Here is a 14,519-nt window from a genome sequence, read left to right as displayed (position 1 = left end):
TCACGCGTCGGCGACGTTCTGGCGGAACCAGTCGTAGGTCGCCGCGATGCCATCCCGCAGGGGCACCTTCGGCGCCCAGCCGAGGCCGCGCAGCCTGTCCGCCGACATCAGCTTGCGCGGCGTGCCGTCGGGTTTGGTGGTGTCGCGGACGATCTCGCCCTCGAAGCCGACGACGTCGCAGACGAGACGGGTCAGGTCGTAGATCGGGATATCCTCACCCGACCCGACATTGACGTGCTCGGCCTCGGAATAGGTCTTCATCAGGTGCAGGCAGGCATCGGCGCAATCGTCGACATGCAGGAATTCCCGGCGCGGCGAGCCGGTGCCCCAGATCACCATCTCCTTCGCACCGCTCCGGCGCGCCTCGTGCGCCTTGCGGATCAGGGCGGGCAGGACATGGCTCGAGGTCAGGTCGAAATTGTCGCCCGGCCCGTAGAGATTGGTCGGCATGGCCGAGATGAAGTCGCGGCCATGCTGCTGGCGATAGGCCTGACACAGCTTGATCCCGGCGATCTTGGCGACCGCGTACCACTCGTTGGTCGGCTCCAGAGGTCCCGTCAGGAGACTCGACTCGACGATCGGCTGCTCGGCGAATTTCGGATAGATGCAGCTCGAGCCGAGGAACAGAAGCTTCTCGACCTCCTCGCGGAAGGCGGCCTCGATGAGGTTCGCCTCGATCATCAGGTTCTCGTAGAGGAAATCGGCCGGGTAGGTCACGTTGGCGAGGATGCCACCGACCTTGGCCGCCGCCACGAACACGGCGTCCGGCCGCTTGTCCCGCATCCAGGCCCGCACGGCCGCCTGATCGCACAGGTCCAGCTCCGCGCGGGTGGCGGTCAGGACCTCGCAGCCCTCCTGCGCCAGGCGGCGCACCAGGGCGCTGCCGACCAGGCCGCGATGTCCGGCGACGAAGACGGTCTTTCCCGCCAAGCTGTACATGGATCGTCCTTATGACATCGATCGAGACAAGGGCGCTCGGCCCGCCGGGAAGGCCGAGCTTCGGGGGTGCGTCACTCAAACGCCGTCCACCTCTTCAAAGGTTGCTACGGCGCGGCGGAGGCTCGCGGATCTTTGGGAGATCGCGCGCGAATCGGAAGGATCGCTCCAAAGGATCGATCCGAGCCGCGGCGCCCCCGCGAGGAAGTGTCTGGTGGGATGGCCCCCGTCGAATGGCGGTTCAGAGCAGGGGGTTGGACTCCGTCGGAGCCGGGTTCTCGCGATACCATGCCACCGTCCGCTCGATGCCCTCCCGGAGGGAGACAGCGGGGGCGTAGCCGATGCCCTGCATCTTGCCGATATCCGGGCAGCGGCGCGGCGTCGCCCCGGCGGCGGCGGGGCCGGCGACGAGGCTGACGCGGCGGCCCAAAGCCTCGGCCGTCACCTGCGCCAGATCGCGGATCGCGACCTCCTCCATCGAGCCGATATGGTAGACGTTCATCGTCTTCCCCGCCCGCCACATGCGGACGATGCCGTCGACGACGTCGCTGACGTAGCAGAAGGCCCGCGTCTCGCTGCCATCCCCCTGCAGCGTGATCGATCCGCCGTCGCCTGCGGCGACGATCTTCTCGATCAGCTGCGGCACGACGTGCTTCCAGCCCATGTCGGGACCGTAGACGTTGTGGGGCCGGAAGACCTGGACCTTCCTGAGCTTGTCGCGGCAATAATTGAACGCGATCAGCTCCGAGATCAGCTTCGACCCGCCGTAGGAATAGCGCGGGTTCAGCGAGTCGGGGATGACCATCTCGATGTCTTCCGCCGTCGGCACCACCCGGGGCGTCTGGTAGACCTCCGCCGAGGAGGCCACGACGAGATCGGGCACACCCGCCTCGATGCAGGCCTCGGAGACGGCGAGAGCCCCGCGCACGCCGACATCGAGAACGAGCTGCGGCTGCGTGTAGAAATTCTCGGTGCCGTTGATGGCGGCCAGATGGAAGACGCACTCGACGCCGGCCAGCACCTGCTTCAGCGCGTCCTTGTCACGCACGTCGAGGGTGGCCCGCTGGATCGCCCCCTCCGCATCGGCCAGGCGCGAGGCCTGCCCGCGGATGTAATTGTCGATGGCGACGACCTCGTGCCCCTCGGCAAGGAGGGCACGGGTCAGATGCGCGCCGATGAAGCCACCGGCGCCGGTGACGGCCAACTTGCTCATTGAAACTTACCCACGAGGTTGCCCACGGTGACGTAGCGATTTTCCAGCACTTCCGCCGGCATCTCGCTGAGGTTGTTCCAGTAATCGTAAACGAAGGCATCGGCGGACATCGTGCCGACGATCGCCTCCAGATCGATCTTCGAATATTCCGGATGGTTGTTGGCGATGACGAGCACGTCCGCTCCTTCGCAGGCGGCGGTCAGGGTCTCGTAGGGCGTGATGCCCGACGAGATCGCCCGGATGTGATCCATCGGCACCACGCCGTCATAGACCCGGATCTCGGAGAAGTGCTCGGTGGCCATCATCTCACGGATGACGTGGAGCGACATCGACCCGCGCAGGTCGTCGGTCTCCGGCCGTCCCTTGAAGGCGAGACCGGCCACCACCGCCTTGTAGGGCCCGGACCGCCGCGCCTGCAGCCGCTGGACCAGGCTCGCCACGGTCTCGGCGGGCTGGCGCTCGTTGACGAGCCGGGAGGCCGCCGTGATCTCGAGGCTGATCCCCTGTCCGGCGACGGAGGAGAGCAGGATGTGCGGATCCTTCTCCAGGCAGGGGCCGCCGACCAGACCGGGGGCGGCGACGTTGGTGCGGGCATAGCCGAGCTTGCCGTAGCGGATCACATCGTTGGCATTGATGCCCAGGGCGTCGCAGGCCCGCGCCACCTCGTTGGCGAAGGCGAAGTGGACGTCCCGCGAGGTGTTGTCGACGAGCTTGATCATCTCCGCCGTCTCCGGGCTCGCGACCCGGACGATGGTGTGGGTCAGCCGGCTGAACAGGGCCGCCGCGTTGTCGGAGGCCTCCGGCGTCTCGCCGCCGATGATCTGGGGCAGGGTGATCAGCTCGCGCATGGCGTCGCCCTCCAGCGTCCGCTCGGGGCACATGGCGAGGTGGTAGGCTTTGCCGGTGCGGTCGAGGATCGGCTTCACCACCCCCGTCGTCGTGCCGATGCGCACGGTCGAGCGCAGGATCACCGTGGCGCCGTCGGTGAAATGCTCGGCGACCTCGCGGGAGGCCTCCTCGATCATGTCGAGCCGGGGCTCGTAGGATTGGGGGAATAGCGGCGTGCCGACGGTGATGATGTAGTACGACGCCGTGGGCACGTCCCTGGTCGTGGTGCTGGCGACGAAGCGCCCCTTCTTCACCACGTCGGCCAGGGCGGCCTGAAGCCCGATCTCGGCAAAATGCGGGATGCCGGCATTGGTCTTCTCGACCACCTCGGGCCGCTTCTCGATGCCGTAGACCTGGACGCCACGGCGCGCGAGGGCGACGGAGAGGGTCAGGCCGACATAGCCGAGACCGATGATAACGACGGTGGGGGCTGACTTCGCGTCCATAACATGGTCCCGCATTCGGATGGGTCTTCGACGGAGTATCCTGACGATCAGACCGGCACCGGGCCTCCGCGAAAAGCGGCGCGACCGGTCAGCTGAAGATCATGGCTGCTTGAATTCAGTGACGGCCGACGCCGATATGGTCTTCATCCTGTTTTTGCGTCACAGCCGAACCCTCCTGGCCTCCACACCGGAGAATTTCCGTGCAGATGGCCCGATCGCCTCGGCTGAGGATCGAACGTTCCCTGGTTCAGCAAGGTGCGTGCCTTGGAAAACCCGTTCCAAAACGAGAGCAATGCCCCGTTCGCGGACACTTTGACCGCGGCGCATGAAGATTTCGGGACTGGCGAAGGTAAACACTCTCGCAGACCGCACGGGGTGCCGAACAGGCACCGCGCAGCGAGGCGGGAACCGGCCCGCCGTGAGCGCGGGCGAAGCCTACGGAAGCTGGCGGAGGAAGGTGCGGTTTCTCACCCGGCGCGAGCCGCAGGGCCATTTCCCCTTTTCCTTGCAGCCGAATCCTGGGCCATGCCCTACATGGACGATGTGAGCGCCGCGCCCGGCAGGTGGCCGGCTTCGCTCGCAGCCGCCACACCATTCATCCTTCAGGCCGCTCCCGAGCCTGCACCTCGCCCGGGTTGATGTCGTCGAACACGCTTCTCGCCGCCGCCGCGATCCTGCCCTTCCTCGGTTCCGTGCTCGCGGGCGCCTTGCCGAGCCGCGCGCGCAATGTCGCCGCCGCCCTGGCCGGGCTCGTCACGCTGACGAGCCTGGGCTGCATCCTCGCCCTCACGCCGCAACTCGCCGGGGGGAGCAGCGTCGTCCACGCCATCGATTGGCTGCCGAGCCTCGGCGTCCGCTTCGTGCTGCGGCTCGACGGGCTGGCTTGGTTGTTCTCGGTGCTGGTGCTCGCCATCGGCGCGCTCGTGGTGCTCTACGCGCGCTATTACATGTCGCCCGCCGATCCGGTGCCGCGGCTCTTCGCCTATTTCCTCGCCTTCGTCGGAGCGATGCTCGGGATCATCCTCTCGGGTAACCTGATCCAGCTGGTCCTGTTCTGGGAATTGACCAGCATCGTCTCGTTCCTGTTGATCGGCTATTGGTACGACAACGCCGCCGCCCGCGACGGCGCGCGCATGTCGCTGACGATCACCGCCGCCGGCGGCCTCTGCCTGCTGGTCGGCACCATCCTGATCGGACGCATCGTCGGCAGCTACGATCTCGAAACGGTGCTGGCCTCCGGCGACACGATCCGCAACAGCTCGCTCTACCTTCCGGCGCTGGTGCTGGTGCTCGCGGGCGCGCTGACCAAGTCGGCGCAGTTCCCGTTCCACATCTGGCTTCCCCGGGCGATGGCGGCGCCGACGCCGATCAGCGCCTATCTGCATTCGGCCACGATGGTGAAGGCCGGCATCTTCCTGATGATCCGCCTCTGGCCGGTGCTCGCGGGCACCGATGCCTGGTACTGGATCGTCGGCACCATCGGCATGGCGACCATGCTGATCGGCTCGTGGAGCGCGATCTTCCAGCACGATCTCAAGGGTCTGCTCGCCTATTCCACCATCAGCCATCTCGGGCTGATCACCCTGCTGCTCGGGCTCGACTCCCCCCTGGCCGTGGTCGCCGCGATCTTCCACACCGTGAACCACGCGACCTTCAAGGCCTCGCTGTTCATGGCGGTCGGCATCATCGACCACGAGACCGGCACCCGCGACATGCGCCGTCTCTCGGGCCTGTGGCGGGCCATGCCCTACACCGCGACCCTGGCGATGGTCGCGGCGGCGGCGATGGCCGGGGTGCCGCTCCTCAACGGCTTCCTGTCGAAGGAGATGTTCCTGTCGGAGGCGGTCGACAACATGGGCGACCACCCGATCCACCTCGCCCTGCCGGTGCTGGCGACGCTCGCGAGCGCCTTCACCATGCTCTACTCCCTGCGCTTCATCCGGCAGACCTTCTTCGGGCGCCCCCCGCACGACCTGCCGGAGGAGCCGCACGAGCCGGTGCGCTGGATGCGCATCCCGATCGAGATGCTGGTCCTGACCTGCATCGCCATCGGCCTCGTGCCGAACCTGACCATCGGTCCGGCCCTCGGGCGGGCCGTGCGGGCGGTGCTCGGCGACGCGACCCCGCCCTACAGTCTCGCGATCTGGCACGGCTTCAACGCGCCGCTGGCGATGAGCGTCGTCGCAATGGGCGGCGGTATCGCGCTCTACGTCCTGTTCGGGCGGCGCATCAACACCAACCCCCGGGGCGGCCCCTGGCTGATGGACCGGCTCGACGGGGGCTGGCTGTTCGAACGGTCGATGACCGGCCTGACCAAGGGCGCCCGCGCGCTGGAACTGTGGTTCGGGGCCGAGCGGCTCCAGCCGCAGCTGCGCATCCTGTTCCTCGCCGCCCTGCTCTCGGCCCTCGCGGCGGGCGTGGCCCGCGGGCTCGACCTGTTCGCGCCGGGCCGGCTCACGGCCTTCGATCCGGCCTTCGCGCTGATGTGGCTGGTCGGCGCGGCCTGCGCCGTCGGGGCGGCGGAGCGGGCCAAATACCACCGCCTGTCGGCGGTGATCTTCGCCGGCGGGGCGGGCCTCGTCAGCAGCCTGACCTTCCTGTGGCTCTCGGCGCCCGACCTCGCGGTGACACAGATCCTGGTGGAGATCGTCACCACCGTACTGCTGCTCCTCGGCCTGCGCTGGCTGCCGAAGCGGGACGAGGCGATCCCCGCGCCCGCCTCCGAGAAGGCCCGGGCGCGCCGCCGCCGGATCATCGATTTCTGCATCGCCTCCTTCGCGGGCCTCGGGCTCGCCGGCTTTGCCTACGCGGTCATGACCCGGCCGGCGAGCGACGGCATCGCCCGCTGGTTCGTGGAGGAGGCCTATCCGCAGGCGGGCGGGCGCAACGTCGTCAACGTGCTGCTGGTGGATTTCCGCGCCTTCGACACCCTCGGCGAGATCTCCGTGCTCGGCGTCGTCGGCCTGACGGTGTTCGCGCTGCTGCGCCGCTTCCGCCCGGCACCGGACAGCCTGGAGCGGCCGAAGCAGCAGCACCACCACGACGCCTATGACCGCGCCCGCGAGGGCCGCAAGCCCGGCGACACCGCCGCCGACGCCCTGCTGGTGCCGCGGGTGGTGATGACGTGGCTGTTCCCCTTCATCGTCCTGCTGTCGCTGCACCTGTTCCTGCGCGGGCACGACCTGCCCGGCGGCGGATTCGCGGCGGGCATCGCGCTCACCATCGCCTTCATCCTGCAATACATGGCCTGCGGCGCCCGCTGGGTGGAGGAGCGGCTGCGCATCCAGCCGATCAGCTGGATCGGCCTCGGCCTGCTGATCGCGGTCCTGGCCGGCGCGGCCTCCTGGGCGTTCGGGCGCCCGTTCCTCACCGCCTATTTCGCCTATTGGGAGCTGCCCCTGATCGGGAAGGTGCCGGCGGCGAGCGCCCTGGTGTTCGATCTCGGGATCATGGTCCTGGTGGTGGGCGCGAGCGCGCTGATGCTGGTGGCGCTGGCGCACCAATCCCTGCGCCGCACCCGCAGCGCCGAGGCCGAGGCCGAGCGGACCGGGGAGGAGGCGGCGTAATGGAGATCGTGCTCGCTGCCGGCATCGGCGTGTTCGCCGCCTCGGGCGTCTGGCTGATGCTGCGCCCCCGCACCTTCCAGGTGGTGCTCGGCCTGTCGCTGCTGAGCTACGCCGTGAACCTGTTCATCTTCTCCATGGGCCGGCTGACCGTCGGCGCGCCGCCGGTGCTGGGGAAGGGCGCCGAGGTCGTCTCGGTCGACGATCCGGTGCCGCAGGCGCTTGTGCTCACCGCCCTGGTGATCGGCTTCGCCCTCACCGCCCTGTTCCTCGTCGTGCTGCTCGCGGCCCGCGGCGTCACCGGCAACGACCATGTCGATGGCCGCGAACCCCACCACGCCGAGCCAACCCCCGAGAACCCGCATCCATGAACGCGCCCGTCATGAGCGCCACCGTCACGAGTTCCTGGCCGGATCACCTCGTCGTCCTGCCCATCGTCCTGCCGATCGCCGCCGCCGGGGCGATGTTCCTGATGGACGAGCGGCGGCGGACCCTGAAGGCGGCGGTCAGCCTGGTCACGGTGCTGGTGATGCTCGCCGTCGCCATCCTCCTGCTCGGGCGGGTCGGCGAGGCGCCGGAGGTGTACCGCCTCGGCAACTGGGCCGCGCCCTACGGCATCGTGCTGGTGGCCGACCGGCTCTCGGCGCTGATGCTGGCGCTCGCCGGAACCCTGGGACTCGCCGCCCTCGTTTTCTCCTTCGCCCGCTGGGGCCAGGCGGGGCCGCGCTTCCACGGCCTGTTCCTGCTGCTGCTGATGGGCGTCAACGGCGCCTTCCTCACCGGCGACGTGTTCAACCTGTTCGTGTTCTTCGAGGTGATGCTCGCCGCCTCCTATGGGCTGGTGCTGCACGGCTCGGGTGAGACGCGGATCCGGGCGGGGCTCGGCTACATCGCCGTCAACCTCGTCGCCTCCCTGTTCTTCCTCGTCGGCGTCAGCCTGATCTACGGCACCATGGGCACCCTCAACATGGCCGACCTCGCCCGGCGCCTCGCGAGCCCGCCGGCGGAGATCGCCCTGTTCGAGGCCGGCTGCGCCGTGCTCGGCATCGCCTTCCTGATCAAGTGCAGCGCCTGGCCCCTCGGCTTCTGGCTGCCGACCACCTATTCCGCCGCCAGCGCCCCGGCGGCGGCGATCCTGGCGATCCTCAGCAAGGTCGGCATCTACGTGGTCCTGCGCCTGAGCCTGCTCCTGTTCGGGGCCGGCAGCGCGCAGGGCTTTGGCCAGAGCTGGATCCTCGCCACGGGGCTCGCGACCATCGCCTTCGGCACCCTCGGCATCCTGGCGGCGCGGGAGCTGACGCGGGCGGCGGGCTACGGGGTGATGATCTCCTCGGGCACCGTGCTGGCGGCGCTCGGCACCGGCAACCAGGGCGCGCTGTCGGGGGCGCTCTACTACCTGCTCGGCTCGACCTTCGCCGCCGCCGCCCTGTTCCTGCTGGCCGAGATCCTGCAGCGGGGCCGCGACCCGGCGGATGCGGCGCAGCCGGTCTTCGCCGACGAATACAGCGACCCGTTCGACGATGCCGACTCGACCGAGATCGGCCGGGCGATCCCGGCGGCGGTGGCGATCATCGGCGGCGGCTTCCTGCTCTGCACGCTGATGCTCGCCGGCATCCCGCCGCTCTCGGGTTTCGTCGGCAAGCTGGCGATGTTCACGGGCCTCGCCAGCGGGGCGATGACCGCCTCGGCCTGGGGGCTGATCGCCGCCCTGACGCTGTCCAGCCTCTTCACGCTGATCCCCCTGGTGCGGCTCGGCATCTTCAGCCTGTGGGTGCCCCACGACGACCCGCCGCCGGTGCTGCGCGCGCCCGAATTCGCCGCGCTGGCCATCCTGCTGTCGGCCTGCATCGCGCTTGCCGTCTGGGGCGGGCCTGCCTTGTCCTACGCCGAGGCGACGGTGCGCTGGCTGTCCCAACCGCACGACTATGTCCGCGCCGTCCTCGACGGCGCCGCCGCGCCGGGAGCGGGCTCATGAGCCGGATCCTGCCCTATCCGCTGCTCTCGGCGGCCCTCGTCCTGACCTGGCTGCTGCTCAACGCGCCGCCGACGCCGGGCAGCGTGCTGCTCGCGCTTCTCGTCGGGCTGGTCGTGCCGGCGGTGATGCTGGCGCTGCGTCCCCGCCCGGTGCGGGTGCGCCGGCCCGGAACGATCGCCCGGCTCACGGCCACCGTCCTCTACGACATGCTGCGGTCCAACATCGACGTCGCCAAAATCATCCTCGGACTGCGCCGCGGCGAGCGGCGGACGGGCTTCATCTCGATTCCCCTCGACATGCGCGCGCCGTTCGGGCTGTCGGTGCTGTCGATCATCCTCACGGCCACGCCCGGCACCCTCTGGGTGCAATACGATTCCCATACCGGACGTCTGCTCATGCATGTCCTCGACTATACGGACGGGGAGGAATGGGTCCGCCGGGTCAAGGACCGCTACGAGCGCCCGCTGATGGAGATCTTCCCATGAGTGCCGCCACCGTCCTCGATTGGGGCCTCGGCCTCGCGCAAGGCATGCTGGTGCTGGCGATGGCGCTGGCGGCGTGGCGGATGCTGCGCGGCCCCCGCGCCCAGGACCGCATCCTCGGGCTCGACACGCTCTACCTCAACGGCATGCTGACCATCGTGGTCCACGGCATGCGCACCGGCAGCGGGCTCTATTTCGAGGCCGCGCTGATCCTCGGCATGATCGGCTTCACCGCCACCGTGGCGCTCGCCAAGTTCCTGATGCAGGGCGAGGTGATCCAGTGACCGGCCCCGACCTGCCCGCCTGGGCCGCCTGGATCGTGGTCGTGCTGGCGCTGACCGGCGCCGGCTTCGCGCTGACCGGGGCCCTTGGGCTCATCCGCCTGAAGACCTTCTACGAGCGCGTCCACGCCCCGACGCTCGGGGCCACCCTCGGCGCCGCCCTGATCCTTGCCGGCTCGATGCTGCTGCTGTCGCTGGTGGAGGGCCATCTCGTCCTGCGCGACACGCTGATCGGCCTGTTCATCACCGTCACCACGCCGGTGACGATGCTGCTGCTCGCCCGCGCCGCCGCCCACCGCGACCGCACCGAACAGAATCCGAAGGCGCCGCCGGAGCCGTAGCGACACCGGGCGCCGGCGCTCACACCTCGGCGCGGCGCTCGACGATGGTGGTATCGACCACATCCGCGGGCTCGTAGAGCCAGCGTGCCATCGCCCCGGCCGCGATCGCGCCGACGATGGGGGCGAGCCAGAACATCCAGAGTTGGGCAACGTATTCTCCGCCGGCGAACAGGGCCGGGCCGGTGCTGCGGGCCGGGTTGACCGAGGTGTTGGTCACCGGGATCGAGATCAGGTGGATCAGCACCAGGGCGAGCCCGATGGGAATGCCGGCAAAGCCGGTCGCGGCCCCCTTCGAGGTCGTGCCGACGATGATGAACAGGAAGATGAAGGTCGTCAGCACCTCGGTGAGCAGGCAGGCCGCGAGGCCGTACTTGCCGGGGCTGAGCGCGCCGTAGCCGTTCGAGGCGAAGCCGTTCGGAACCCAGCCGGCCTTGCCGGACGCGATGGTGTAGAGGGCGAAGGCCGCCACGATTGCGCCGATCACCTGGGCAACGATGTAGGGCAGCACGTGCCGGTTGGCGCAGCGCCGGGCCGACCACAAGCCCAGCGTGACCGCCGGATTGAAGTGGCCGCCGGAGATGTGGCCGACGGCATAGGCCATGGTGAGCACGGTGAAGCCGAAGGCGAAGGCCACCCCCAGGAAGCCGATCCCGAGTTCCGGAAAGGCGGCGGAGAGCACGGCGGCGCCGCAGCCGCCGAAGGTCAACCAGAAGGTGCCGAAGAACTCGGCGGTGGTCCGACGCAGCGTATCGTGATCCATGGCGACACCTCTCGTTTCGTGGGGTCGCGAGGCGCTCATCGAGCGGTCGGTGCGGAGGCTCCGATGGGCGTGACGCGGGGCGGGATTGTCTGCGTCGGCATCCGCCGGGACGCGTCCGCGACCATTTCACGGGCGCGCCGGGGCAACAACCAGCACTACCCAAGGGGCGAGGATCTCAAGAGGTGTAACTCTTTGTGATGCGGTCCACCGCCGGCCGCGGTTTCGCCTCTTCCATGGCCCCTCGACGACCTCGGCCTCGCCCGACGTCCTCGCGAGGCTGAGAGCCTGTTCGGGCTCACTGGCTAGGCCCAATCTCACCGTCCTCATGCTGAGGCGCTCGCGAAGCGAGCCTCGAAGCACCCTGGAACGGTCGATCCCATGACACCCATCCGGTCGGAGAAGCGTCGCGGGGTGCTTCGAGGCTGCTGCGCAGCTCCTCAGCATGAGGAGCGTCATGGTCTTGTCGGCAGCGCCATGGCAGGCGCCGCCGGCCGGTTCACCGCGCGGCTTCCTTCGGGGCTCCGGCCTTCGGGCCTCCGGTCTTCGGGATGTCGATCCTGGGGGTCTCGGTGGCGCCCGTGCGCCCCGCGCTCCGGCAGGCGCAGGACGGCTGCACCGCCGTCTCGCGCGCGGGATCGAGGGGAAGGGTGCGATTCAGGGACCACAGCGTGCCGGGGCAGTTCTTCCCGTCCCACCAGGGATTCGCCCGTCCGGTGCGGGCGCGCCAATCGACGATGTTCCGGCTCACCGTCACCGTGTGGCAGGGCTCCGGGTACTGGTTCCAGACCGAGATGCCGACATTGGTGAAGGGTTGTGGGCGGGCGATCACGACGTTGTCGGCAATCGTCATATGGTCGCCGCTCGCCACCGCGATCCCGTACTGGCCGGGATCGATCAGGAGATTGTCGCGGGCTTCGAGATAGGAGCCGCCGGCATCACCGAGCATGATCCCGCCGCCGGACTGGCTCGGGCCGCCGCCGACGAGCCGGTTGCGGCTGACCAGGATCGGCGAGGCCGGCTCCCCCTGGGAGCGGTACAGGCTGATGGCATCCTCCGGGACGCCGTGGCCGGGCTCGTTCTCGCCGATATTGCAGGCGATGCCGTTGCCGGCGCCCGTCACCTTGTCGAACTGCACGAATTGCCCGGCGGGGACCGGCCCGCGCACGTTGCGCACGCTGTTGCAGCGAACGGTGACCCCGGTGGAGGACAGGGCACGGATCCCCGACAGCGCGTTCTCGATCCGGTTCTCCTCGATGGTGATCCCCTCGCCGCTCTCGACATAGATGCCGACATTGCCGGTATCGCGGACGGTCAGGTTGCGGATCGTGACATTGCGGGCGCGCTCGATCCGCAGACCCTCGGCGCCGCAGGGCCCGAGATCGAGATTCTCGATCGTCCGGTCGGCGATGTCGCGCAGGACGAGGCAGGGACCGGAGGGATTGGAAAGGGCGCGGCGCCCCTCCTCGGCGCGGGCGGGGAAGGCGCCGGGAATCGGCCCCATGGGCAGGGCCGCCAGGAGGAGGGCGCCAGCCCCCCATCCGCGCCGCGTCCGCGGCTTCGGCGCAGGAGCGGAGGAGAGGCCGGGGCGCGCCGCGAAGATCATCGCCGCGCCGATGCCGATGCCGATCAGCGTCCAGAACGGCACCGCCAGCATCGGACCCTCCAGGGCGACGTCGAAGCTCGCATCGATCACGATCGAGGCGACGTAGCAGATCAGGAACAGGAAGAAGCCCGACCATTCCGGCTCACCGCGCCGCCGCGCCCGCCAGAAGGCGGAGGCCATCGCCCCCATCCAGACCGCGCAGGTGAGGATCCACAGGGCCAAGCCAGGCACACCGGCGCGGGCGAGATAGGTCATGTGGATGCTGTGGGGGCTGCGCAGGGTCGGCCCGCCGCCTTCCAGGCCGACCACGAAGCCGTCGGTCTCGGCGAGGTTCGGGCCGAATCCCTTGCCGGTCCAGAAATAGGGGCCGTCCACGGTGTAGCCGACGATGGTGCGCCACCAGCGCAGCCGCCATTGCTTGGTGTCGTCGAGGTTGTTGGCCGTGCTCGGCGCGACGATGCTGGTCAGGTTGTTCACCATGGCCGCCGCGCTGACCGGCCGGTCGCTGCCCGGCGGGGTGACCTCGAGGTTGAGGGCGGCGGCCCCGCCGAGGATGCCGGCGCCGAGGACGAGGATCGCGGCCAGCCGCTTCCATTGCCCGACCGCGACGAGGGCGAAGCCGACCGGCACCAGGATCGCCAGCATGGAACCCCGGTTCTGGATGGCGGCGAGCAGGGCGCCGAGGGCGGTGAAGGCGATCCAGCCCGGCCCGACCCGCACGAGGCCGACCAGGGCCAGGACGACGGCGCCGGTGAGATGGGCCGAGAGCTCGCCCGCCCGGCTCGCGAAGAACGGGACGTCGCCGAGGATGAAGGCGATGATGGCCAGCGGAAGCACGACGCGGGCGAGCCAGCGGAAGATCCGCAGCAGGGTGGCGAGCCGCCGGGGATCGTCGAGGAGCAGGGCGATCATGACGAAGGCGTAGGCACCGTAGAGGGCGACCGCGCCGTCCCGCAGGGCATCGACCTTGTACTCGCGCAGGCCCGCCAGCGTCCGCAGCAGCACCCAGCCCATCAGCGCGGCGACGCAGAGCGCCGGAGCGGTTGCGAGCGTCGCCCCGAGGCGCAGACGCGACGTGCCGGCCGCCACGGCCAGCAGCCCGAGCAGGAACAGCAACTCGCCCGCGTAGAGCGGCGGCAGCCCGAGATAGGCGAAGGTCTTGCCGAAGATCATGTAGCCGGCGAAGACGAGCCCGACCGCCGCCAGGAACAGGTCGGCGAGCCGGCTCTCCCGCGGCAGGGCGCGGACGGTCGTCGTCATTCCCATCGGTTCTCGCTCGCCCGCTGGCCGGCTCGAACCCCTCGCACCCTCTTCCCGACCCTCGTGCGGCCGGGGAGGCTCTCGCGGGGAGCGCCGGATCGGCCGGAAGTCTTGCGGGCGCGGCAATTCCTGACAATCGAGGCCGCCGGATCATCCGGGGCGCGGCAGCCCGTACTTCGGATGTACCTCGAACGACCGGCGAAACGCCGGAGCCCCTCCCGATGTCCGCGTGGTGCGCCTCCCGGTCTCGTCTAGGGTCGCCGGGCTTCTCCCCATCCACCGGATGCCCATGCCCGCCTTGCCACGCGACCTCCGGGGGGATCTCCGTGCCCTGGCCGGAGCCGGCCGCTCCGCCCTGGTGCGGGGCGGCGCCGGCCCGGTGCTGTCGCTGGCCGATCAGGCGCTGGTGAGCGCGTGCAACTTCGCCACCACCATCGTGCTGGCCCACGCCCTCGGCCTCGAAGCCTTCGGCCTGTTCTCGACCGCCTGGATCGCGGTGCTGCTCACCGTGAGCCTGCAGCTCGGCCTCGTCGTCTGCCCGATGGCCAGCATCGGTCCGGGTTTGCGGGGCGAGGCGGGGCATGCCTATTACGGCATCGTCCTCGTTCACGAGGCCGGCTTCGTCGCCCTCGCCGCCGCCGCCGTCGGGACGGGCCTGGCCCTGACCTTCGGGGATCCGACGCTCGGACTCTCGACGGGAGCGGCCTGCGCCGCCCATCTCGCCCAGGACTTTACCCGCCGCTACCTGTTCGCCCGCGGCCGGCCGCGGGC

At 69.6% G+C, this 14,519-nt stretch carries 11 protein-coding genes and 1 pseudogene; 7 read left to right on the top strand and 5 right to left on the bottom strand.

Annotated features, from left to right (window positions below; all coding sequences use genetic code 11):
- The 3 genes from fcl to MZTS_RS12070 all read right to left on the bottom strand — a co-directional run bounded on the left by fcl (window position 1) and on the right by MZTS_RS12070 (window position 3,483).
- Window positions 1–939 carry a GDP-L-fucose synthase gene (gene fcl / locus MZTS_RS12080; RefSeq protein ID WP_192284028.1) on the bottom strand — a complete coding sequence of 313 codons (939 nt, stop codon included), beginning with the start codon at window positions 937–939 and terminating at the stop codon, window positions 1–3.
- A gap of 238 nt (window positions 940–1,177) precedes the next feature.
- A complete protein-coding gene (locus MZTS_RS12075; protein ID WP_192284027.1) occupies window positions 1,178–2,149 on the bottom strand; it encodes an NAD-dependent epimerase/dehydratase family protein in 972 nt (323 codons plus the stop codon).
- On the bottom strand, window positions 2,146–3,483 hold the full coding sequence (locus MZTS_RS12070; protein WP_192284026.1) for a nucleotide sugar dehydrogenase: 1,338 nt from the start codon (window positions 3,481–3,483) through the stop codon (window positions 2,146–2,148). Before MZTS_RS12070 ends, MZTS_RS12075 begins: the two co-directional genes overlap by 4 nt.
- A gap of 638 nt (window positions 3,484–4,121) precedes the next feature.
- Between MZTS_RS12070 and MZTS_RS12065 the strand changes: the two genes are divergently transcribed.
- The 6 genes from MZTS_RS12065 to mnhG are packed head-to-tail and all read left to right on the top strand — an operon-like array spanning window position 4,122 to window position 10,125.
- Window positions 4,122–7,049 carry a monovalent cation/H+ antiporter subunit A gene (locus MZTS_RS12065; RefSeq protein WP_192284025.1) on the top strand — a complete coding sequence of 976 codons (2,928 nt, stop codon included), beginning with the start codon at window positions 4,122–4,124 and terminating at the stop codon, window positions 7,047–7,049.
- A complete protein-coding gene (locus tag MZTS_RS12060; protein ID WP_009866549.1) occupies window positions 7,049–7,417 on the top strand; it encodes a Na+/H+ antiporter subunit C in 369 nt (122 codons plus the stop codon). Before MZTS_RS12065 ends, MZTS_RS12060 begins: the two co-directional genes overlap by 1 nt.
- On the top strand, window positions 7,414–9,021 hold the full coding sequence (locus MZTS_RS12055; RefSeq protein ID WP_009866548.1) for a monovalent cation/H+ antiporter subunit D: 1,608 nt from the start codon (window positions 7,414–7,416) through the stop codon (window positions 9,019–9,021). The genes MZTS_RS12060 and MZTS_RS12055 overlap by 4 nt, the downstream gene beginning before the upstream one ends.
- A complete protein-coding gene (locus MZTS_RS12050; protein WP_009866547.1) occupies window positions 9,018–9,506 on the top strand; it encodes a Na+/H+ antiporter subunit E in 489 nt (162 codons plus the stop codon). The genes MZTS_RS12055 and MZTS_RS12050 overlap by 4 nt, the downstream gene beginning before the upstream one ends.
- A complete protein-coding gene (locus MZTS_RS12045; protein WP_009866546.1) occupies window positions 9,503–9,787 on the top strand; it encodes a K+/H+ antiporter subunit F in 285 nt (94 codons plus the stop codon). Before MZTS_RS12050 ends, MZTS_RS12045 begins: the two co-directional genes overlap by 4 nt.
- On the top strand, window positions 9,784–10,125 hold the full coding sequence (gene mnhG / locus MZTS_RS12040) for a monovalent cation/H(+) antiporter subunit G (protein WP_192284024.1): 342 nt from the start codon (window positions 9,784–9,786) through the stop codon (window positions 10,123–10,125). Before MZTS_RS12045 ends, mnhG begins: the two co-directional genes overlap by 4 nt.
- A 19-nt stretch (window positions 10,126–10,144) precedes the next feature.
- On the opposite strand, the gene aqpZ is transcribed toward mnhG, so the two are convergent.
- Both aqpZ and MZTS_RS12030 read right to left on the bottom strand, forming a co-directional pair.
- The gene (gene aqpZ / locus MZTS_RS12035; RefSeq protein WP_009861263.1) at window positions 10,145–10,885 is read right to left on the bottom strand and encodes an aquaporin Z; all 741 of its coding nucleotides are present in this window, start codon (window positions 10,883–10,885) and stop codon (window positions 10,145–10,147) included.
- A gap of 496 nt (window positions 10,886–11,381) precedes the next feature.
- On the bottom strand, window positions 11,382–13,754 hold the full coding sequence (locus tag MZTS_RS12030; protein ID WP_192284023.1) for a right-handed parallel beta-helix repeat-containing protein: 2,373 nt from the start codon (window positions 13,752–13,754) through the stop codon (window positions 11,382–11,384).
- A gap of 283 nt (window positions 13,755–14,037) precedes the next feature.
- Here MZTS_RS12030 and MZTS_RS12025 point away from each other — a divergent pair.
- Window positions 14,038–14,519 (top strand): annotated as a pseudogene (locus MZTS_RS12025) (sugar transporter); the annotation flags it as partial.

Origin of the sequence: Methylorubrum zatmanii (assembly GCF_014845115.1) — a bacterium.
Classification (GTDB): domain Bacteria; phylum Pseudomonadota; class Alphaproteobacteria; order Rhizobiales; family Beijerinckiaceae; genus Methylobacterium; species Methylobacterium zatmanii.
Note: the sequence above shows the minus strand (reverse complement) of the source record. Positions and strands in the feature narration are given on the sequence as shown.

Bases quoted from the DNA above. Each gene is read 5' to 3' on its own strand.
- MZTS_RS12060 (WP_009866549.1), top strand. From the start codon at position 7,049: ATGGAGATCGTGCTCGCTGCCGGCATCGGCGTGTTCGCCGCCTCGGGC.
- MZTS_RS12045 (WP_009866546.1), top strand. From the start codon at position 9,503: ATGAGTGCCGCCACCGTCCTCGATTGGGGCCTCGGCCTCGCGCAAGGC.
- MZTS_RS12055 (WP_009866548.1), top strand. From the start codon at position 7,414: ATGAACGCGCCCGTCATGAGCGCCACCGTCACGAGTTCCTGGCCGGAT.
- MZTS_RS12070 (WP_192284026.1), bottom strand. From the start codon at position 3,483: ATGGACGCGAAGTCAGCCCCCACCGTCGTTATCATCGGTCTCGGCTAT.
- MZTS_RS12075 (WP_192284027.1), bottom strand. From the start codon at position 2,149: ATGAGCAAGTTGGCCGTCACCGGCGCCGGTGGCTTCATCGGCGCGCAT.
- fcl (WP_192284028.1), bottom strand. From the start codon at position 939: ATGTACAGCTTGGCGGGAAAGACCGTCTTCGTCGCCGGACATCGCGGC.
- MZTS_RS12030 (WP_192284023.1), bottom strand. From the start codon at position 13,754: ATGGGAATGACGACGACCGTCCGCGCCCTGCCGCGGGAGAGCCGGCTC.
- aqpZ (WP_009861263.1), bottom strand. From the start codon at position 10,885: ATGGATCACGATACGCTGCGTCGGACCACCGCCGAGTTCTTCGGCACC.
- MZTS_RS12065 (WP_192284025.1), top strand. From the start codon at position 4,122: ATGTCGTCGAACACGCTTCTCGCCGCCGCCGCGATCCTGCCCTTCCTC.
- MZTS_RS12050 (WP_009866547.1), top strand. From the start codon at position 9,018: ATGAGCCGGATCCTGCCCTATCCGCTGCTCTCGGCGGCCCTCGTCCTG.